General features: G+C 70.0%; 18 protein-coding genes, 1 tRNA gene and 1 pseudogene. 11 read left to right on the forward strand and 9 right to left on the reverse strand.

What is annotated here, in order from left to right:
• Nucleotides 1–79: 79 nt before the first annotated feature.
• Nucleotides 80–484, forward strand: a complete 405-nt coding sequence (locus BM236_RS13410; RefSeq protein WP_091124639.1) for an ATP-binding protein — start codon at nt 80–82, stop codon at nt 482–484.
• Between the two features lie 46 nt (nt 485–530).
• Nucleotides 531–851, forward strand: coding sequence for an STAS domain-containing protein (locus BM236_RS13415; RefSeq protein ID WP_091124642.1), 321 nt, complete (start codon nt 531–533; stop codon nt 849–851).
• A gap of 1 nt (nt 852) precedes the next feature.
• Here BM236_RS13415 and BM236_RS13420 read toward each other — a convergent pair whose 3' ends face one another.
• The 4 genes from BM236_RS13420 to BM236_RS19405 form a co-directional block, all read right to left on the reverse strand.
• A complete protein-coding gene (locus BM236_RS13420) occupies nt 853–2,103 on the reverse strand; it encodes a PP2C family protein-serine/threonine phosphatase (RefSeq protein WP_091124643.1) in 1,251 nt (416 codons plus the stop codon).
• Nucleotides 2,100–2,429, reverse strand: coding sequence for an STAS domain-containing protein (locus BM236_RS13425; protein WP_175507682.1), 330 nt, complete (start codon nt 2,427–2,429; stop codon nt 2,100–2,102). Before BM236_RS13425 ends, BM236_RS13420 begins: the two co-directional genes overlap by 4 nt.
• A 355-nt stretch (nt 2,430–2,784) precedes the next feature.
• Nucleotides 2,785–3,282 (reverse strand): hypothetical protein, encoded by a 498-nt coding sequence (locus tag BM236_RS19400; RefSeq protein WP_245750328.1) that lies wholly within the window; start codon nt 3,280–3,282, stop codon nt 2,785–2,787.
• Complete coding sequence (locus BM236_RS19405) at nt 3,264–3,755, reverse strand: hypothetical protein (RefSeq protein ID WP_245750329.1); 492 nt, start codon at nt 3,753–3,755, stop codon at nt 3,264–3,266. The genes BM236_RS19400 and BM236_RS19405 overlap by 19 nt, the downstream gene beginning before the upstream one ends.
• 32 nt (nt 3,756–3,787) lie before the next feature.
• Here BM236_RS19405 and BM236_RS13435 point away from each other — a divergent pair, with 32 nt between their 5' ends.
• The 8 genes from BM236_RS13435 (at nt 3,788) to BM236_RS19410 (ending at nt 13,214) form a co-directional block, all read left to right on the forward strand.
• A complete protein-coding gene (locus BM236_RS13435) occupies nt 3,788–4,579 on the forward strand; it encodes a crotonase/enoyl-CoA hydratase family protein (protein ID WP_091124648.1) in 792 nt (263 codons plus the stop codon).
• Nucleotides 4,576–6,570: an acetoacetate--CoA ligase gene (locus tag BM236_RS13440; protein ID WP_091124651.1), complete on the forward strand. Its 1,995-nt coding sequence runs from the start codon at nt 4,576–4,578 to the stop codon at nt 6,568–6,570. Before BM236_RS13435 ends, BM236_RS13440 begins: the two co-directional genes overlap by 4 nt.
• A complete protein-coding gene (locus tag BM236_RS13445) occupies nt 6,567–7,526 on the forward strand; it encodes a 3-hydroxyacyl-CoA dehydrogenase NAD-binding domain-containing protein (RefSeq protein ID WP_091124654.1) in 960 nt (319 codons plus the stop codon). The genes BM236_RS13440 and BM236_RS13445 overlap by 4 nt, the downstream gene beginning before the upstream one ends.
• Nucleotides 7,523–9,025 carry an acyl-CoA synthetase gene (locus BM236_RS13450; RefSeq protein ID WP_091124657.1) on the forward strand — a complete coding sequence of 501 codons (1,503 nt, stop codon included), beginning with the start codon at nt 7,523–7,525 and terminating at the stop codon, nt 9,023–9,025. The genes BM236_RS13445 and BM236_RS13450 overlap by 4 nt, the downstream gene beginning before the upstream one ends.
• A gap of 29 nt (nt 9,026–9,054) precedes the next feature.
• A complete protein-coding gene (locus tag BM236_RS13455) occupies nt 9,055–9,924 on the forward strand; it encodes an amidohydrolase family protein (RefSeq protein ID WP_425434200.1) in 870 nt (289 codons plus the stop codon).
• A 50-nt stretch (nt 9,925–9,974) separates the two neighbouring features.
• On the forward strand, nt 9,975–10,460 hold the full coding sequence (locus BM236_RS13460) for a MarR family winged helix-turn-helix transcriptional regulator (RefSeq protein ID WP_091124661.1): 486 nt from the start codon (nt 9,975–9,977) through the stop codon (nt 10,458–10,460).
• Between the two features lie 89 nt (nt 10,461–10,549).
• Nucleotides 10,550–12,187, forward strand: coding sequence for an MFS transporter (locus tag BM236_RS13465; RefSeq protein WP_217645336.1), 1,638 nt, complete (start codon nt 10,550–10,552; stop codon nt 12,185–12,187).
• Between the two features lie 616 nt (nt 12,188–12,803).
• Nucleotides 12,804–13,214: an STAS domain-containing protein gene (locus BM236_RS19410; RefSeq protein WP_091124662.1), complete on the forward strand. Its 411-nt coding sequence runs from the start codon at nt 12,804–12,806 to the stop codon at nt 13,212–13,214.
• 66 nt (nt 13,215–13,280) lie between these two features.
• Here BM236_RS19410 and BM236_RS19615 read toward each other — a convergent pair.
• The 5 genes and pseudogenes from BM236_RS19615 to BM236_RS13495 all read right to left on the reverse strand — a co-directional run.
• Nucleotides 13,281–13,724, reverse strand: a pseudogene (locus BM236_RS19615) (ATP-binding protein); the annotation flags it as partial.
• 191 nt (nt 13,725–13,915) lie between these two features.
• Nucleotides 13,916–13,988: transfer RNA gene (locus tag BM236_RS13480), tRNA-Val, on the reverse strand.
• A 198-nt stretch (nt 13,989–14,186) separates the two neighbouring features.
• Entirely contained in the window at nt 14,187–14,654 is a 468-nt protein-coding gene (locus tag BM236_RS13485) for a peroxiredoxin (RefSeq protein WP_091124665.1), read from the reverse strand.
• A gap of 4 nt (nt 14,655–14,658) precedes the next feature.
• The gene (locus BM236_RS13490; RefSeq protein ID WP_245750331.1) at nt 14,659–16,329 is read right to left on the reverse strand and encodes an AMP-binding protein; all 1,671 of its coding nucleotides are present in this window, start codon (nt 16,327–16,329) and stop codon (nt 14,659–14,661) included.
• Entirely contained in the window at nt 16,326–16,739 is a 414-nt protein-coding gene (locus BM236_RS13495) for a DUF3052 domain-containing protein (protein WP_091124668.1), read from the reverse strand. The genes BM236_RS13490 and BM236_RS13495 overlap by 4 nt, the downstream gene beginning before the upstream one ends.
• A 217-nt stretch (nt 16,740–16,956) precedes the next feature.
• Here BM236_RS13495 and aceE point away from each other — a divergent pair, with 217 nt between their 5' ends.
• Complete coding sequence (gene aceE, locus BM236_RS13500; protein WP_091124670.1) at nt 16,957–19,794, forward strand: pyruvate dehydrogenase (acetyl-transferring), homodimeric type; 2,838 nt, start codon at nt 16,957–16,959, stop codon at nt 19,792–19,794.
• The last annotated feature ends 93 nt before the right edge of the window (nt 19,795–19,887 follow it).

Raw genomic sequence — 19,887 nt, forward strand, 5'->3', positions numbered from 1 at the left:
GTGGGCCCGTCCCGACCGAGCCGCTATTTTCTGCCTGGCGCCGACGGTCGCGCGCCGGAGATCTGTGAAGGTTGACGTGGTGGAGCGAGCACTGCCCGGGCACCCTGACGACGCTCACCGCGTCGACATCTCGCTGGCCTTCGTGCCTCAGGCGGCGGCCCAGGCCCGGTCGATGGTCCGTGCCGAAGGATCCGACGTCCGCCCCGACCTGGCGGCCGACGCCGAGCTGCTGACCTCCGAGGTCGTCAGCAACGCGGTGATGCACGGAGCGCCGCCCCTGTCCCTCTCCGTCCTGGCCGCCGACGGACAGCTCATCGTCGAGGTCAGCGACGGCAGCGACGACCTGCCGCGGTTCCCGGCCGGGGACGCCGATCCGGACGCGGTGGGCGGCCGCGGGCTTCGCATCGTCCAAATGCTCGCGAGCGCCTGGGGCATCCACACGACGACCCGCGGGAAGACGGTGTGGTTCCGGCTGGCCGGCTGACTCCACCTCGCAACCACCGAACGCCATCACCGACAGGAGACCAGCCATGGAGCTGACCATCACCCGCACCGGCACGACGCTGAAGCTCGTCGGCTCCATCGACCTGGTGAGCCGCCAGAGCCTGGTCGACGCCGGTAGGGAGGTCCTCGACGGAGGCGACTCCATCACGCTGGATCTCAGCGGCGTCGAGTTCATCGACTCGGTCGGCATCGGCGCGATCGTCGAGCTCAGCAAGGCGTCCGAGGCGCTCGCCCGGCCGTTCGTCGTGGCGGAGCTGTCGCCGCGAGCCCGCCGCGTCCTGGAGGTCACCGGGCTCAGCGACGCATGGGTGTCGCCGGACCGGACAGCGGCCGGCGTCGACGGCTGACCTAGCCGCTCGAGGCCGCCGCGGACATCGGGCCGGTCGCGCCTGCGTCACCGGAGATGTGGGCCACCAGGATCGCGATGTCGTCCTCGGCGACGTGGTCGCCGACCACCTCGGCCAGTGCTCGGATGCAGGACATCTCCGGGTCGGTGGCGTCCCCGAGCGCGCCCGCCAGTCGAGCCGTGTTCGCACCGATGAGGTCGGCTGACGAGTCCTGGGCCGTCGGCCGTCGCTCCACGAGGCCGTCGGTGTAGAGGCAGAGGAACCCGCCGGCCGGCACGGTCACCAGGGTGCTCTGCCTCGGCGCGTGGGGCGACACTCCGAGCAGCCGGTCGTTCGGGAGCTGCGCGGACACCACGGGCGCGCCCGGTCTGCCGATCAGCGGCGCATAGTGCCCGGCCGAGCTGAACAGCCACTGGGTGAACGGCGGCTCGGAGACGCCGAAGATGACGGTGGCCAGGGCATCGGGCTCGAAGTGGCAGATCTTGCGATCCAGGCGCCACAGCACCTCGGCGGGATTCTCGTGGTCCAGCGCATACGCGCGAAGGACACTGCGCAGCCGGCCCATCACGATGGCTGACGCGAGCCCGTGGCCGACGACGTCACCCATCACCAGGCCGAGCCGACCGTCGGGCAGCTCGAAGACGTCGTACCAGTCGCCGCCGAGGTCCCCGTCGGCCGGGACGTAGCGAGCCGCGATGGAGATGCCGTTGGGCGTGCCCACCACGGTGGGCAGGAGGCTGCGCTGCAACGCGAGCGCGGCCGTCTGCTCGGCGTCGACGAAGCGGTCGTGAAGCACGGCGCCCAGGCGGTCGGCGAACTTGGTGAGCAGTCGCTTCTCGTCGTCGCTCGCCGGGTGCCGCTTCATGAAGCCGACGTGGAGGACACCGAGGAGCTCGCTGCCCGCCATGATCGGAACCCCGAGCAGCGACTGCACCCCGTGCGCCAGCAGGACCGGGTTGACGACCGTCGAGCTGTCGACCCGGGTGAGCGCCACGGGTTGGCGAGCCTGCGCGACGCGTCCGGCGAAACCCTCCCCGAGGGGGACGCGACGGGCACGACGCAGTGTGCGGTCCAGGCCGACGGTCGCGGCCGGCTCGAGGAGCGTCCTGGTGCGGTCCAGGACCAGGACCGTCGCGGTGTCGGCGTGCATCGCCGTGCGGACCTCCTCCAGCCGCGCGCTCAGCCCCGGATACGTCTCGGGGCTGCCATCCGGACCGGGGCTGGCTGTCGCGGCCGCGACATCGGCGGTCATCTTCCGCCGTCGGACGGTGGCTCAGCCGGCGACTCAGCTGGCGGCCAGGCGTCGGCGAGGCCGGTGACCGTCAGGAGACGGTGCACGGACCGCGACGGCTCGATCACGGCGAGGCTGCCACCGGCTGCTGACGCCAGCTTGGCGAGCTCGATGAGCGCTCCGAGCCCGACGGAGTCCATGAAGTCGACGGCCTTCATGTTCAAGGTCAGCGACTGGTGCTCGGCCAGCACCTCACGTCCTGCGTCGACCAGCTGCTGCCGGCTGACGAGGTCCACCGAGCCCCTCGGGCTCAGCTCCGATCCCACACGCGCGATGTCCAGTTCCATGCCGCTGCGCCCCTTCACCTGTTCAGATCGAACAACCCGATCTGCTTCAGGTTGTGCGGTGCCACTGAGCCAGAACGATACGGCCCTGCGGGCCGGGCCCGTCCCAACAGCCGGCATGTCGCGACCCTACCGCGCGCGATGCTCGACCGGGGCGTCCGGGCGACCGCCCCGTGAGGGTGTGGCTGCGGGACCGATGCCCGTCCAGGTGAGGGGACCACCAGTCGTTCGGCATGGGCTGCACAAACAGAGCCCGAGACGCCCGCAGGGATCGAGACGTCGGCACGCATCCTGGCGAAGCCAGCCGTACGACACCGGCGACAGCGGCCCACACCCGGACATGGCGACGAGGACGCATTCAGCCCTCAGTCGTCAGCTCATCGAAGTGCGCGGTCATCCGGACAGGGTCTGCGACTTCGCCGGTGAAGTACTCGAATGCGCCGACAGCCTGCTGGACCGCCATCCCGCCTCCGGGTACGACGCGGCAACCACGGTCACGCGCGAGGCGGATCAACTCTGTCTCGAGCGGAAAGTAGACCACGTCGGAGACCCAGAGCTCGGGCCGTAGGAGGGCCTCGGGAACAGGCAGCCCCTCGTGGCCGAGCATCCCGACGGGGGTCGCGTTGACGACGCCTCCGGCCCGCTCGAGAGCAGGAGCGAGTCGGTCGGCGACCGCCACGCGATGACGACCGAACTTTGTCGACAGGCGTGAAGCACACGCACCAGCACGCGCTGGGTCTACGTCGAAGAACTCGACGTGCTCGGCGCCCTGCTCGAGCAGGGCGTAACCGACCGCCACTCCTGCCCCGCCGGCACCGACGACGACGGCGCGGTCCGTCACCGCGTCGGGCAGCACCGCGCGGAACGCGCGGCCATAGCCCCACCAGTCGGTGTTCGACCGATGCGGCGGCCGTTGCCGAAGACGATCGTATTGACCGCCCCCAGGTCCGTTGCGTCGCCTGAGAGCTCGTCGAGCAGGGGGATCACCGCCTGCTTGAACGGATGGGTGATGTTGAGCCCGTCGAACCCGAAGCGCTCTGCCCAGGCGAGAATGCCGGGCAGGTCCTCGGCTCCCATCCTGTGGATACCCGCGTCGATGATGCGGTAGCTGATGCGCAGCCCGTGCATGTCGCCCTCCCGCTCCTGCATCGCGGGTGTGAGCGAGCCGGAGATGTCTTGGCCGACAAGAGCCAGCAGGAGGCTTCGCCGGGACACCTCTCGCCCCAGCCGCCGACGAGAAGGGGCGGCGTGTAGCGAACGTATCGGGCCGCCCGGCATCCGCTTGCCCGCGAGCGTGCTGGTTGCGTCGGCACGGCAGGCCTGGTTCAATAATCAGGAAACCTGTCGATTCTGGAGGCCTTGTGTCACACCCGTTCGCCGAGCTCCCTCGGACCCTGCGCGCATCGCGCGTGGACAAGGTCGCGATCCTCACCCTGGCGCGGCCGGAGAAGCGCAACGCGCTCAGCGACGAGACGGTTCTCGGGATCGAGCGGTTCTTCACCGCTCTTCCGGCCGAGGTCCGCTCGGTGGTGATCGACGCCGATGGCGATCACTTCTGTGCCGGCCTCGACCTGGGCGAGATGGCCGAGCGCGACTCGCTCGCGGGTGTGCGCCACTCGCGGATGTGGCACCGGGTCTTCGAGCAGGTCGAGTTCGGTCCGGTCCCCGTAGTCTCCGCGCTGAAGGGTGCCGTGGTGGGCGGAGGGCTGGAGCTGGCCGCGGCGACGCACATCCGGATCGCCGAACGCTCGACGTTCTACGCCCTACCGGAGGGCATGCGGGGCCTGTTCGTGGGGGGCGGCGGCTCCGTCCGCATTCCCCGCCTGATCGGCGTGGCCCGCATGGCCGACCTGATGCTGACGGGCCGCCGCTACAGCGCCGAGGAGGGCGCGGCGCTGGGCCTCTCCCAGTACCTCACAGAGGACGGGGGCGGCTTGGACCTCGCGCTCGAGCTGGCGACGCGGATCGCTGACAACGCGCCGCAGACCAACTACGCGATCGTCCAGGCGCTCCCCCGAATCGCCGAGGCGAGCCCGAACGAGGGCTACGTGATGGAGTCGATGATGGCTGCCATCGCGCAAGGCACCGACGACGCCAAGCAGCGGATGCAGGCCTTCCTCGAGGGCCGTGCCCAGAAGGTGACCGAACGATGAGCGTGCAGACCGGCGACGTCCTCTGGAGTCCGCCCGCGGACGTCCTGGAGACCACCCAGGTCGGCCGATTCCTGAGCTGGGTGCGGGAGGACCGTGGTCTGGACGTGCGCGACCACGACGCGCTCTGGCGTTGGTCGGTCGAGGACCTCGACGGCTTCTGGTCGGCGGTGTGGGACTTCTTCGGCGTGATCGATCATGGCGAGCGCAGCGCAGTCCTGTCCGAGCGGACGATGCCTGGCGCGGCGTGGTTCCCGGACTCGCTGCTCAACTACGCCGAGCAGGCGCTTCGAGGCGCCGGTGACAGCATCGAGGACACCGTCGCCGTCTTCGGCCGCTCGCAAGCGCGAGCGGACGTCGACCTGACCTGGCGAGAGCTGCGCGACCAGGTTGCTCGCGCCCGGCGCGCCCTCGTCGACCTCGGGGTGAGGCCGGGCGACCGGGTCGCCGGCTATCTGCCCAACACGCCCGAGGCGCTGGTCGCCTTCCTGGCTGCGGCCGGGCTGGGCGCGGTGTGGACGAGCTGCGCGATCGAGTTCGGCCCGCGCAGCGTGATCGACAGGTTCGGCCAGGTGGAGCCGGTCGTGCTGCTCGTGGCGGGTGGCTACCAGTACGGCGCCAAGCCGATCGACCGCCGTGAGCAGGCTGCCGAGATCGCGGCCGCGCTGCCGAGCGTCCGCCACGTCCTCGACATCGAGTACGGCGACTGGCGCGTCGCCGGCGCCACCTCATGGCGGACACTGCTCGTCGGAGCGACCGAGCCGATCCACGACACCACGCCGGTGCCGTTCGACCACCCGCTCGTCGTGCTGTTCTCCTCCGGCACCACCGGCAAGCCGAAGGCGATCGTGCACGGCCACGGCGGCATCACGCTGGAGCACCTGAAGAACCATGCCCTCTCGTGGGACCTCGGCCCCGGAGACGTGATGCTGTGGTACTCCACCACCGCCTGGATGATGTGGAACGCACTGGTCTCCGGCCTCCTGGTCGGCGCCTCGATCGTGATGATCGACGGTGACCCGGCGTACCCAGATCTCGCCTGGCAGTGGCGGCTGGCCGAGCAGACGGGGGCGACCCTGATGGGCGCCAGCCCCGGTTTCGTGATGGCCTGCCGCGCCGCCGGCCTCGACCTGCACGGCCTGGACCTGCGCATCCGAGTCGTCGGCTCGGCCGGCTCTCCGCTTCCGCCGGAGGGGTACGCGTGGATCGGTGCGCAGCTCGGCCCGCGGGTCCAGCTCAACGTCGGCAGCGGCGGCACTGACGTCTGCAGCGGTCTGGTGCAGAACAACCCGCTGCTGCCCGTCAGGGCCGGGATGATCTCCGGCCGCGCGCTGGCCGTCGATGCTCACGCCTACGACGAGGCCGGCCAGGAAGTCACCGGTGAGCCGGGTGAGCTCGTCGTGACCTCACCGATGCCGTCCATGCCGGTCGGCCTGTGGGGCGACGAGGACGGGACCCGGCTGCGGGACACCTACTTCGACACCTATCCCGGCATCTGGCGGCACGGCGACTGGATCGTCTTCCACGCCGACGGCAGCTGCGTGGTCACCGGCCGCAGCGACGCCACGCTCAACCGGGGTGGCGTCCGGCTCGGCACCGCGGAGTTCTACCGCGTCGTCGAGGAGCTGCCCGGCGTGAACGACAGTCTCGTCGTCCACCTCGAGGACCCCGCCGGCGGCAACGGCGATCTCATCCTCTTCGTGGCCACCCAAGCCGAGCTGGACGAGCGGCTGACGGGCGTGATCCGCACCGCCCTGCGCACGGGTCTCTCACCGCGCCATGTCCCGGACCGGGTGATCGGCGTACCGGCGATTCCGCGCAACCTCACCGGCAAGAAGCTCGAGCTGCCGGTCAAGCGCATCCTGCAGGGCACGCCGGTCGCGCAGGTGGTCAGCCGCGACGCCCTCGCGGACCCGAGGGTCATCGACCCGTTCATCGCGTTCGCACGCGAGCGCGTCCACCGGACCGCTCAGAACCAGGGGGTTCACGCGTGAGGACCGAGATCACCACCGTCGCCGTCGTCGGCGCCGGATCGATCGGCGGCAGCTGGGCGGCGCTCGCCCTGGCCAAGGGGCTGACCGTCCACGCGGCCGACCCCGACCCAGCGGCGGAGAACCGGCTCCGCGCCGCCGTCGCCGACCACCTCGTCGAGCTCGACACCGAGCCCGCGGCGCTCGAGCGGCTGACCGTCCACGGCGATGCCGCGACGGCGGCCGCACAGGCCGACCTCGTCCTCGAGGCGGGGCCGGAGCGTGTCGACGTGAAGCGCGACCTCTTCGCCACCCTCGACGCCGCCACCCCGAGCGACGTGGTGATCGCCAGCAGCTCCTCCGGCTTCGGCCCGAGCGCGTTCCAGGACGCCTGCGGCAACCCCGAGCGTGTGGTCGTGGCACACCCCTTCAACCCGCCGCATCTGGTGCCGCTCGTCGAGGTGGTCGGCGGCAGGGCGACCTCCGAGGAGGCCATCGAGGCGACCATGGCCGCGATGGTGCTGCTCGGACGCCGCCCGGTGCGCGTGCGGGCCGAGCTGCCCGGTCACGTGGTCAACCGGCTCCAGTCGGCGTTGTGGCGCGAGGCCTACGACCTGGTACGGCGGGGGGCCATCACGGTTGCCGACCTCGACCAGGCGGTCGCCTCGGGGCCGGGCCTGCGCTGGGCGCTCCTCGGTCCGATCGCCACCCAGCACCTCTCCGGTGGACCCGGCGGCATGGCCCACGTGCTCGAGCACCTGGGACCGCCGATGGTGGACTGGTGGAACGACCTGGGCTCGCCCGAGCTCACCCCCGACCTCAACGAGCAGCTCGTCAGCGGTGTGACCGCGGAGATGGGCGGCCGCGAGCGCGACGTCCTGGCCCGGCGCGATCGCGCGCTGCGCGAGCTGCTCGCGCTCAAGCAGCGTGTCGGGCTGACCGACCTGCGCGAGCTCGCCGAGGAAGGTGACCAACGATGAGGGACAACGGGCTCGGGTCGTGGACCCGGCGCCGCGCGCGGATGACGCCCGCCCAGGCAGCCCTGGTCCAGGACGGCGTGCCGACGACGTACGCCGACCTCCACCGAGCCACCACCCGACTGGCCCACGGGCTGCGTCGGCGCGGCATCGGGCACGGCGACCGGGTCGCCTTCCTCGGCCTCAACTCGGTGGAGCTGGTCGTGGCGATGTTCGCGACCGCACAGCTCGGCGCGGTCTTCGTGCCGGTGAACACCCGGCTGGCGACGCCCGAGCTGGCGCAGGTGCTCGGCCACAGCGGCTCCGGCCTGCTCCTGGTCGAGGACGCGCTGGCAGGCCCGACGAACGACCCCGCGATCACCGGTCTCGGGATGGACGTGGTCGGCTTCTCGAGAGCGGGCGGCACCGGACTCCAGGCGCTGATGGCTGAGGACGAGACCGAGATCGACGAGCCGATCGCACTCGACGACCTCTTCATGATCCAGTACACGTCCGGGACCAGCGGTCGTCCCAAGGGCGTGATGCTGACCCACGGGAACGTCGTGTGGAACGTCTACAACCTGCTCGTCGACGTCGACCTGACCAGCGAGGAGATCGCCCTCGTCACCGCCCCGCTGTTCCACACCGCAGCGCTGAACCAGGTGCTGTTCCCCACCATCCTCAAGGGCGGAACCGCGCTCATCGAGGCGAAGTTCGACCCGGCGCGCGCCATCGACCTCATCGAGTCCCACCGCGTCAGCCTGCTGTTCGGCGTCACCTCGATGTATCTGGCCCTGGCCGCTTCTCCGCGGTTCCGCGAGGCAGACCTCGACAGCCTGCGCCTGGCGTTGAGCGGCGGCGCGCCGATCCCCGAGTCGCTGCTGCACACCTGGCTCGACCGCGGTCTGATGATCGTCCAGGGCTATGGCCTGACGGAGGCGTCGCCCGGCACCACGATGCTGCGTGCCGCCGACGGCGTCCGCAAGGTCGGCTCGGCCGGCACCCCCTGCTTCTTCACCGACGTCCGCGTCGTGCACGGCGAGCGCGAGGCGGAGGTCGGTGAGACGGGCGAGGTGCTCGTCTCCGGACCGAACGTCTCCCCCGGCTACTGGCGCGACGACGAGACGACGGCCGCCGCCTTCGAGGAGGACTGGCTGCACACCGGCGATCTGGCCGTCCGGGATGAGGAGGGCTATGTGCGTATCGTCGACCGTCTCAAGGACATGTACATCTCCGGCGGCGAGAACGTCTATCCCGTCGAGGTCGAGCAGGCATTGCACAGCCATCCCGACATCGCCGAGTGCGCCGTCATCGGCGTCACCGACGAGACGTGGGGTGAGGTGGGCCGTGCGTTCGTGGTGCTTCGCGAGGGCGCTCGGCTCGACACCGCTGCGGTGCTCGCCCATCTCGACGGCCGGCTGGCGCGCTACAAGCTGCCGAAGTCCGTCGTCTTCCTGTCCGAGCTGCCGCACAACGCGTCCGGCAAGCTCGTGAAGTCCCGACTTCGAGAGGCCACTTCGTGACGACGACCCGCTACGAGCCCCGAGTCGACGTGGAGGCGATCAGTGCGCTCGACGTCCATGTGCATGTCGAGGCGGACGGTCACGGGCACCACTCGCTGGACGATGAGCTGATGGATGCGTCCGCGGCGTACTTCAAGGGCGCGGAGAACCGGACGCCCACGGTCGACGATCTCGCCGCTCGCTACCGGGCGGCCGGGATGGCGGCCGTGGTGTTCACCGTGGACGCCACGACGGCGACCGGCCACCCAGCCCTGTCGAGCGAGGAGATCGCCGAGGCGGCTGCCGCGCACGCCGACGTGCTGATCCCGTTCGGTTCCGTCGACCCGCATCAGGGCGTGGCCGCGGTACGACGGGCCCGACTCCTCGTCGACGACTACGGCGTCCGGGGGTTCAAGTTCCACCCCAGCCTCCAGGCCTTCTCCCCCGACGACCCGGCCTTCACCCCACTCTGGGCCGCCCTCGAAGAGCTCGGGGTGCCGGCCCTCTTCCACACCGGTCAGAACGGCATCGGAGCCGGGCTGCCGGGCGGCCGCGGCATCAAGCTTCGCTACTCCAACCCACTGTTGCTCGACGACGTCGCGGCCGACTTCCCCGGCCTCACGGTGATCCTGGCTCATCCGTCCGTGCCCTGGCAGGCCGAAGCGATCTCGATGGCCACCCACAAGGCGAACGTCTTCATCGACCTGTCCGGCTGGCGACCGAAGTACTTCCCGCCGGAGCTGGTGCGCGCCGCGGGCGGGATGCTGCGTCACAAGGTGCTCTTCGGCAGTGACTACCCGCTGATCGCCCCCGAGCGATGGCTCGATGACTTCACCGACCTCGGCATCGACGCTGCGCTGCTCCCGGGCATCCTCAAGCAGAACGCCGCCGGCGTCCTGGGGCTGCCTGAGCGCCTCTAGGATGGTCCGACGATTCCGCCGGTGACCCACCGGCGCGCAGGAGGGCACCGATGACGGACACCGCCGAGGCGACCGGCCGGCAGCAGGCCGCCGCCCCGCCGACCCTCCTCTACCTGATGAAGCAGGTCGAGCTCGCCGTGCGTGCGGAGCTGGACGAGCTCGCCCGGCCGGTGGGCCTGACCGCGCTGCAGTACACCGCGCTCACCGTGCTCGAGCGGCATCCAGACCTCACGTCTGCCCATCTGGCACGGCACTCCTTCGTCACCGCGCAGAGCATGGCCGACATGGTCACCAACTTGATCGGCCGGAAGCTGATCGAGCGGCACCGCGACCCCGCGGATCGCCGCCGTCTCGTCATCGCGCTGACCCCCGAAGGCCAAGGGCTGCTCGACCACCTGCGGCCGCAGGTCGCTGCCCTCGAGCACCAGATGCTCTCCCTCATGAGCGATGCACAGGCAGGAGAGCTGCGGCGCTCCGTCGAGTTGTGCCGGCAGGCGCTGCGCCGACCCGGCGCCCGAACCGGCGAGGCCCCGTAGCGGGCCTGATGAAGCTCCGGCTACGGCCGATACCGAATATGATCAGGAAACCTGTACATCGGGTTTCCGATGTGGTTTCCTTCACATCCATGAGTACCAACGTCGAAGCCTCCAACGCCCCGGCGATGCTTCCCCGACTGACCACCGGCACGCTCGTGGCCGCTGTCGGCGCCTGCTTCGTCGCTCAGGTGGGCGTCAGCATCCCCGCCGTCATCAACGGCTACATCAACCAGGACCTCGGGACCACCTCAACGCAGCTCACCTGGGTATCGGACGCGTTCTTGGTGCCCGTCACCCTCTTCGAGCTCTCCTTCGGTGTCGTCGGCGATCTCTTCGGACGCAAGCGCCTGCTCGCGATCGGCTCTCTGCTGATGGCCCTCGGCGGCCTGTTCGGGTTCTTCACACCCGACGGCGGCACCGGCGTGCTGCTGACCGGCCAGGTCATCGCCGGTCTGGGCGCCGCAGCGATCTTCCCGACCTCTGTGGCGATGATCGCCGCCGGCACGCACACCGTCCGCGACCGCGCTCACGCCATCTCGATCTGGGCGGCCGGACTGACGGCCGGTGGTTTCATGTCACCGTTGATCGGCGGCCTTCTGGCCGAGTTCGACCACCCCAAGGGAGAGTTCGCCAGCTGGCGCTATGCCTTCCTCGCGATGGCTGCGATCGCCGTGATCAGCGCGCTGATCACCCTCCTAGTGGCGCAGAACTCCTCCTCGCCGGTCGGCCGCTCGCTCGACTGGCCGGGCCAGATCACGATTGCCGTTGCCCTGTTCGCTCTCCTCTACGGCGTGATTCAGGGTGCCGAGGACGGCTGGGGCAGCGTGGAGGTCATCGGCAGCTTCGTAGTGGCCGTCGTCTTCCTGGTGGCGTTCGTGTTCATCGAGCAGCGCGTCGACAAGCCGCTGATCCGGCTCGAGCTCTTCAGCAACCGGATGTTCACCGTCTCCGCCGTCGTCACCGTGCTCGGCATGTTCGCCTACCTCGGCACCGCCTACGCCACCAGCATCCGGCTCTCGGCGATCCTGGAGTACTCGCCACTGAAGACCTCGATCGGCTTCGTCCTGCTCAACATCATGGGCGTCGTGCTCTTCCCGGTCAGCACCAAGATGCTCCAGCGGTACAACCCCGGCTGGGTGCTCGCCGCCGGCATGGCTTTGATCGGCATCGGTGACGTTGCGCTGGCAGCCCTCCCGGCCGCCGACCACCCCTCGATCGCGACCATCGCCGTCCCGCTCCTCGTTGTGGGCGCGGGCTTCAAGATCGCCGTCACGGCCATCACGGTGGTCGCCGTCAACAGCGTCCCCACCGACAGGGCCGGCATGGCGAGCGGGGCCACCAGCATGCTGCGTGACTTCGGCCTGACGCTGGGCCCGGCCATCGTCGGCGCGATCGCCCTGACGAACGCCGCCAATGCGATCAGCGCCAAGATCGCCGCCTCACCGAAGCTGCAGCAAGCGGTGGACGCCTTCAACGGCTCCGATGAGATCCCACCGCCACTCAAGGGGGCCGTCAACTCCGGCCCGCTGGGCGCCAACGCCATTCCCAACCCGCCCAATCCGATCCAGGACGTCGCCTTCCACGCCCTGTCGCACGCCTACTCGATCGGCTACCTGGTGTGTGGGATCGCTGCTCTCCTAGCCGCCGCGATCGCGGCGCTCATGCTCGGCGGACGCCACCACACCGAGTCCTTCGTCACCACGGCCGAGGCGGCCGACACGCACTGAGCGCACGAGTCCCCTCTTGCGATTGACGGGTGCCGACGCAGTCGGCACCCGTCAATCGTCGTCTCGGCCCAGCAGGTCCGGCCTGGTGTCGGGTCCGCTGCCCGGCGCGGTGGTGCGGGGCCCCGTGGCTCGGTTGATCTCGCATAGGCCGTCCCGCGCACGCGGTCGAGCCGTACCCCGAGGCCCGGGACCGTGGGAACCTCGATGGCCCCGTCGCGGATCTCGACCGGTTGCTGGGTGAGCCCCTGGCCGTCCTGCCAGATCCAGTACGTGTCGAGGGCGGTGATCTCCCCGGCGCGGCAGCGCCGACATGCGTGAACATCGCCAGGGAGATGTCGAAGTCGTTGTTGGTGTGCGATCCCCAGGTCAGCCCGAACTCGTGGCACAGCTGGGCGACGCGGACCGAGCCGGCCATGGTCCAGCAGGTGCGGGTCGGCGAGGGGCCCACTCGTTGGCCTCGACAGCACAGCCCTGTTTGTGTCCCGAGCATTTGCGGCGTAGGTTCGACCTACCGAGTCTTATTCGTTCCTCGCATCTAGCGACGGCATTCCCGGCGTATCACGTGCACGGGAACAGCGAAGCAAGCCACTCGTTCCCGAGAACCGGATGGTCCGGGATGATTCCCCAGTCGAACCTGTCGGCCTTCAAGGGCCACACACCAGCAGAACCTGCAATCCTGCAAGTCGAGCTTTCCTACCCCGCGGACTCCACGGTCGTCGTGTCGCTCATCGGCGAGGCTGACCTGGCCACGGCGCCCGAGCTGCGTCAAACACTGGCCCGGGCCGTGGCCGCGGAACGGCGGCGGGTCATCGTCGACCTCGATCGTCTGACCTTCTTCGATGCCCGGACGCTGGATCTGCTCGTCGAGGCGCACCAGGAAGCCTTAGCGATAGGCGCGACTCTCGAGGTCCGGTGCCGCAACGACCTCAGCCGACGCATCTTGGTCGCCGGCGGCGTCGAGTTCCTGCTCGAGCGGTCGGAGGAACCCGATGTCTCCCATCGCCGCCTCGAACCAGCCGCTGACTAGAACGCGAGCGTGAACCACACGATCTTGCCTGGCTCGGCTGCTCGCACCCCCCCAGCTGCTCGACAGCGCATCGACGAGCAACATGCCGCGCCCCTGGGTCGCGTCGTCGTCGACGACGCGGACAACCGGTCGCTCGGGCGATTGGTCCGCGACGTCGATGCGGACACTGCGACTGTCCCAGACGACCTGCAAGCCGACCCGCCCGTTTCCGTAGCGGACGGCGTTGGTCACCAGCTCGCTGGTCAGCACCAGTGCGACGTGGAGAGCTTCGGCCGGCATGCCGTCTAGCGCAGCAGCAACCAATCTTCGGGCCTCCGGCACTGACGGGACGGCACTGGGCAGGATCCAGTCAGCCCGCCCAGCCTCCATGTGCCTGCCTTCCGTCGCCCTGCTCACCGTCCGCTCCCCGGTATCCAGCCGGGTGCCACAGCGCCATGCGAAAGCCCGCCCTGGCGCTCCACTAGTGCCCGTTCGCCAGGTCGGAGAATCACTGTCTCGTCGCAACCGCATGCCGACGACGAGCGGGGACCTGTGCCAGCCGAATACGGGACACTATCGGAGGTTTCCTCGGGCCGTGGGTTCGTGAGGTCCGCGACAGGGAAGATGAGGGTCAGGAAACACCGGGGAACGTCGTAGACGACCGGACTCGGCGCGGAGGGTCCTGATCGACGTCCGCGCAGGTCGAACGTCCATTCACACGGTGGGCGCAGAGGGACTCGAACCCCCGACCACCTCCTTGTAAGGGAGGTGCTCTACCAACTGAGCTATACGCCCGCGAAGCGCGCACAGACTACGCGAGACGCGAGAGCGGGGCGAAACGCGCTTCCGTCCCCGGAGCACGAAAAAGTCGAACCGCTGGAGTCTCGGGTCTCCAGCGGTTCGACAAGGAGAACTCTAGGCCGGACTCGGGCTCCGCGCAGTGGAACGCAGGAAAAATCTCAGCAGCGGGGCCCAACGGTCTAGACCGGAGCGTCAGCCGGCCGCTGCTCGCAGCTGGCGCAGGTGCTCGTCGAGGTCGCGGCCCTCGGGGTTGGCGTTGTGCAGCGACCAGCGCACCAGGCCCTCCCGATCGATGACGTAGGACGAGCGGCGCGCCGAGCCGCGGGTGGGGTCGAAGACGTCGTAGGCCTGCGCGACGACACCGTGCGGCCAGAAGTCGGAGAGCAGCGGGAAGTTGAGCCCGTCGCTGTCGGCGAAGGCCCGCAGCGAGTAGACCGGGTCGGTCGAGATCGCGAGCACCTCGGTGTCGAACGTCAGGAACTCGTCGAGCCGGCTGCGCACGCCGGCCATCTCTCCGGTGCACACCCCCGAGAAGGCGGCGGGGTAGAAGAGCAGCAGGACCGCCTTGCTGCCGACGTACGACGACAGCGTGACGTCCTGACCGAACTGGTCGCGCAGGGTGAAGTCAGGAGCTGGTCCACCGATGGCCAGGCCCGTCACCCTGTCACTCCTTCTCTGTCCACGTCCTCAGCTCCCGCTTCAGCACCTTGCCGGTGGCGTTGCGGGGCAGCTCGGGCACCACGACGATCTCGCGAGGCACCTTGTAACGGGCGAGATTCTCGCGCACCCACTCCTTGAGCACGTCATCGGTCACCCCTTCGGCCCCGCCGCCCGCCTCCGGGGCGAGCACCACGAACGCTCGCAGCCGGTGCCCGAAGTCCGGGTCCTCGACCCCGATCGCCGACGCGTCGACCACGCCGGGGTGGCGCACGAGGCAGTCCTCGACCTCCCGGGGGAAGACGTTCTCGCCGCCGGAGACGATCATCTCGTCGTCGCGGCCCTCGACGTAGAGCCGCCCGTCCGGCCCGAAGCGGCCGACGTCGCCGGTCGACATGAGCCCGTTGACGACCTCCTTGTGGCCGCCGCCGCTGTAGCCCTCGAAGAGCAGGGTGTTGCCGACGAAGATCCGGCCGGACTCACCCGGCAGCACCTCGTTCCCGCTGCCGTCGAGCACCTTCACGACCGTGCCCCACGGCGGCCGCCCGGCCGACGTCGGCGCCGCCCGGAGATCGGCGGGATCCGCGATCGACGCGTAGGCGACCTCGGTGGAGCCGTAGACGTTGTGGAGGTTGTCGCCGAAGGCGTCCATCCAGGCCAGCGCGAGGTCGCCGGGCAGGGCGGAGCCGGAGGACGCCACCACGCGCAGCCCGCTGACGTCGTACGCCGACCGGGTCTCCTCGGGAAGGGCCAGGATGCGCTGCAGCATGACGGGGATGACCACGAACGTCTCGGCCCGCTCGGTGGCGATGGTCCGCAACGCGTCCTCGGGGTCGAACCGGCGACGGAGGACCAGCGGCGTGCCCAGCAGCATGGCGAGCAGCAGGTGGGCCAGGCCCCAGGTGTGGAACAGCGGAGCGGCGATGTGCGTGCGGTGGCCGGCCTTGACCGGCATCCGCGACAGCAGCGAGACGGCCGCGTCGACACCCGCCTCGCTGCGGGGCGCACCCTTCGGCGTGCCGGTCGTGCCCGAGGTCAGGATGATCAGCCGGCCGCTCCGCGAGGGCGGCCGCAGGTCGCTGCCGCTGTGCCGGCCGATCAGCGACTCGACCGTGTCCCCCTCGACCTCCGAGTCGGTCCAGGCGACGACCCGGAGCGGCCCATCGTCCGTGAGCCCGCCGGCCAGCAGGCCGGCGAACTCCTGGTCGTGGACGACCACCTTCGGCCGCTCCCGCGCGATGACGTCGGCCAGCTGCGGACCGGCGAAGGCGGTGTTGAGGTAGAGGACGTCGGCACCGAGCTTGTTGACCGCGAGGGTGGTGTCCACGAAGCCCCGGTGGTTGCGGCACAGGACCGCCACGCCGTCGCCCTCGTGCACACCGAGCTCGGCCAGCGCCCGGGCCAGGGCGTTGGAGCGACCGTGCAGCTCGCGCCACGTCAGCGTGCCGAGCTCGTCGACGAGCCCGACCGCCTCCGGCTGGCGCACCGCCAGCGTCGCGAAGCCGCCGGCCGGACCGGTCCCCCAGCCGTGCAGCACCTTGGCGAGGCGAACCAGCGTCGACGGCGAGTACGGCCTGACCAGACCCGAGGTGGCGATCACCCGGAGGGCGGTGGCGGCCGACGCCCGGGCGAGGACGCGCTCGAGGAGCGCGTCGACCCCCGGGAGGATCCGGGTCACCCGACGGTCTTGGGGGCGACCAGCCGGGTCGCGGCCCAGTCCTTGCTCACCGCCGCGGTCGTCGTCTGCGACAGCCCGGCCAGCGGAGCCGCCTCGGCGATGTCGGCAGGGTCGACGGATCCGGCCCGTCCGACCTTGGGGGTCATCAGCCAGATGGCGCCTCCGCCGACGAGGTCGGTCAACGCGTCGACGAGCCCGTCGACGAGGTCGCCGTCGTCGTCACGCCACCAGAGCAGCACGGCGTCGACGTCGTTGCCGTAGTCACCGTCGACCATGTCCGCGTCAATCACGTCCTCTACGGACACCCGCAGCTCGTCGTCGGTGTCGTTGTCCCAGCCAAGTTCCTGGATCACCATGCCGGGCTTGAAGCCCAGCCTGTCCGCCGGCCCGGCGGCCGCGGTCGCGCCCACGTTCGTGCCACTCCTGATCTGTCGAGGTGCATTGACACTCACGGCTGCGCCGGAGTGGTGGACAGTCCAGCGGGTTTCGGTGGCCGACGCAAGCCGCGCGCCTGGGAGTGTCGGTCGAGGTGCTCCCGAGAACCCTGTTTTGGAACGTTACAACGTCGATCGACCGCCTACTCGCGGGTAAGTTTGTTGCTCTCCTACGGCGTGACACGATGCGAGGGTGACCGAAGCCTCCACTTCAACCTCTGGCTCCACCTCCGGCGCCACGAACGGCACGCCGTCCACCACGACGTCGACGCCCGCCCCGAGTCAGCCCACCGTCATCCACGAGGGCCTGCCGACCCAGCTCCCGGACATCGATCCCGAGGAGACCCAGGACTGGATCGCGTCCTTCGACGCGATGGTCGGCGAGCGCGGCCGCGACCGCGCTCGCTACGTCATGCTGCGATTGCTCGAGCGCGCCCGCGAGATGCAGGTCGGGGTGCCCGCCCTGCGGAGCACCGACTACATCAACACCATCCCCCCGGAGCGCGAGCCGTGGTTCCCGGGCGACGAGGACGTCGAGCGCCGCATCCGCGCGTTCATCCGCTGGAACGCGGCCGTCATGGTCTCCGGAGCCAACCGCAAGGGCCTCGAGGTCGGCGGTCACATCGCGACCTACCAGTCGAGCGCCAGCCTCTACGAGGTCGGCTTCAACCACTTCTTCCGCGGCAAGGACCACCCGGGTGGCGGCGACCAGATCTACATCCAGGGTCACGCCTCCCCCGGCATCTACAGCCGCGCGTTCCTCGAGGGCCGGCTGACCGAGGAGCAGATGTTCCGGTTCCGGCAGGAGGTCCAGCACGGGCCGCACGCCGGCCTGTCGTCGTACCCCCACCCGCGGCTCATGCCCGACTTCTGGGAGTTCCCCACCGTCTCGATGGGACTCACGGGCATCAACTCGATCTACCAGGCGCGGTTCAACCGCTACCTGCAGAACCGCGGGATCAAGGACACCAGCCAGCAGCGCGTGTGGGCCTTCCTCGGCGACGGGGAGATGGCCGAGCCGGAGTCGCTCGGCGCGATCCGCATCGCCGCCCGTGAGGAGCTCGACAACCTCACCTGGGTGATCAACTGCAACCTGCAGCAGCTCGACGGCCCGGTCACGGGCAACGGCAAGATCATGCAGGAGCTCGAGGCCAACTTCCGGGGCGCCGGCTGGAACGTCATCAAGGTCGTCTGGGGCCGCGAGTGGGACGACCTGCTCGCCCGCGACGTCGACGGCGTCCTCGTCAACCGGATGAACACCACGCCGGACGGCGCGTTCCAGACCTACTCCGTCGAGACCGGCGACTACATCCGCAACGGCTTCTTCGGCGGCGACCCGCGACTGCAGCGGATGGTCGAGCACATGACCGACGAGCAGATCCGGAAGCTGCCGCGCGGCGGCCACGACTACCGCAAGGTGTTCGCCGCCTTCGACTCGGCGACCAAGCACTCCGGTCAGCCGACGGTGATCCTGGCCAAGACCATCAAGGGCTGGACGATCGACGCCCTCGAGGGCAGGAACGCCACGCACCAGATGAAGAAGCTGACCATGGCGGACCTCAAGAAGTTCCGCGACCGGCTCTACCTCCCGATCTCCGACCGCGAGCTCGAGGAGACCTACGAGCGCACCGGCGCCGCCCCGCTGTTCCACCCCGGTGAGGAGGCGCCGGAGATCGAGTACATGCTCGAGCGTCGCCGTCAGCTGGGCGGCTCGCTGCCCAAGCGCGTGGTCCGCGCCAAGCCGCTCACCCTGCCCGGTGACGCGATCTACGCCGACCTGAAGAAGGGCTCGGGCAACAACAAGATCGCCACGACGATGGCCGTCGTCCGGCAGCTGCGCGACTGGATGAAGGATCCCAACATCGGTCAGCGGATCGTCCCGATCGCGCCCGACGAGTACCGCACGTTCGGCATGGACTCGATGTTCCCGTCCGCCAAGGTGTACAACCCGGCCGGCCAGCAGTACGAGTCCGTCGACCGGAAGTTGTTGCTCTCCTACAAGGAGTCCAGCGCCGGGCAGATGCTCCACGAGGGCATCTCCGAGGCCGGCGCGATGGCCTCGGCGACCGCTGCCGGGTCGGCGTACTCGACCCACGGCGAGGCGATGATCCCGTTCTACATCTTCTACTCGATGTTCGGGTTCCAGCGGACGGGCGACTCGATCTGGGCCATGGCCGACCAGCTCGCCCGCGGCTTCCTCATCGGCGCCACCGCCGGCCGCACCACGCTGACCGGCGAGGGCCTGCAGCACGCCGACGGCCACTCGCCGCTGCTCGCGGCGTCCAACCCCGCGGTCGTCCACTACGACCCGGCGTTCGCCTACGAGGTCGCGCACATCATGCAGCGGGGCCTGGAGCGGATGTACGGCACCGGCGGCCCCGACGGCACCGGCGAGAACGTCATCCACTACATCACCGTCTACAACGAGCCGGTCGCGCAGCCTGCCGAGCCCGACGACGTCGACGTCGAGGGGATCCTCAAGGGCATCCACTGGGTCTCCTCCGGCGACGGCGAGGGCCCGCGCGTGCGGCTGCTCGCCTCCGGCGTCGGCTTCCCGTGGGTCGACGAGGCCGCCCGGCTGCTCCGTGAGGAGTGGGGCGTCCAGGCCGACCTGTGGTCGGTCACCTCGTGGAACGAGCTGGCCCGCGACGGCGTCGCCGCCGAGCAGTGGAACCTCAACCACCCCAGCGAGCCGGCCCGCACGCCCTACGTCACCGACAAGCTGTCCGGTTCGAGCACCCCGGTCATCGCGGTGTCGGACTACATGCGTGCGGTGCCGCTGCAGATCGCGCGCTGGGTCCCCGGCGACTACCGGGTCCTCGGTGCGGACGGGTTCGGCTTCGCCGACACCCGCCCGGCCGCCCGCCGGTTCTTCCAGATCGACGCGCAGTCGGTCGTCGTCCAGGCGCTCCAGGCGCTCGCCGACGCCGGCCAGATCGACCGCGCGCTCGTCCAGAAGGCGTTCGACGCCTACCGGATCGACGACCCCACCGCCACCAAGGGCGTCAAGCAGGAGGGCGGGGACGCCTGACCAGCGGCGCGCGACGAAGGAGCGCGGCGCGTCGGTCGGGCGGGTCGAGCGAGCGCACGGCCGAGCTTGCGAGGCCGTGACCGCGAGTCGAGA

The sequence above is a fragment of the Nocardioides terrae genome (assembly GCF_900112345.1).
GTDB lineage: Bacteria > Actinomycetota > Actinomycetes > Propionibacteriales > Nocardioidaceae > Nocardioides > Nocardioides terrae.

Bases quoted from the DNA above. Each gene is read 5' to 3' on its own strand.
- BM236_RS13415 (WP_091124642.1), top strand. From the start codon at position 531: ATGGAGCTGACCATCACCCGCACCGGCACGACGCTGAAGCTCGTCGGC.
- BM236_RS13420 (WP_091124643.1), bottom strand. From the start codon at position 2,103: ATGACCGCCGATGTCGCGGCCGCGACAGCCAGCCCCGGTCCGGATGGC.
- BM236_RS13425 (WP_175507682.1), bottom strand. From the start codon at position 2,429: ATGGAACTGGACATCGCGCGTGTGGGATCGGAGCTGAGCCCGAGGGGC.
- BM236_RS13440 (WP_091124651.1), top strand. From the start codon at position 4,576: ATGAGCGTGCAGACCGGCGACGTCCTCTGGAGTCCGCCCGCGGACGTC.
- BM236_RS13450 (WP_091124657.1), top strand. From the start codon at position 7,523: ATGAGGGACAACGGGCTCGGGTCGTGGACCCGGCGCCGCGCGCGGATG.
- BM236_RS13460 (WP_091124661.1), top strand. From the start codon at position 9,975: ATGACGGACACCGCCGAGGCGACCGGCCGGCAGCAGGCCGCCGCCCCG.
- BM236_RS13465 (WP_217645336.1), top strand. From the start codon at position 10,550: ATGAGTACCAACGTCGAAGCCTCCAACGCCCCGGCGATGCTTCCCCGA.
- BM236_RS19410 (WP_091124662.1), top strand. From the start codon at position 12,804: ATGATTCCCCAGTCGAACCTGTCGGCCTTCAAGGGCCACACACCAGCA.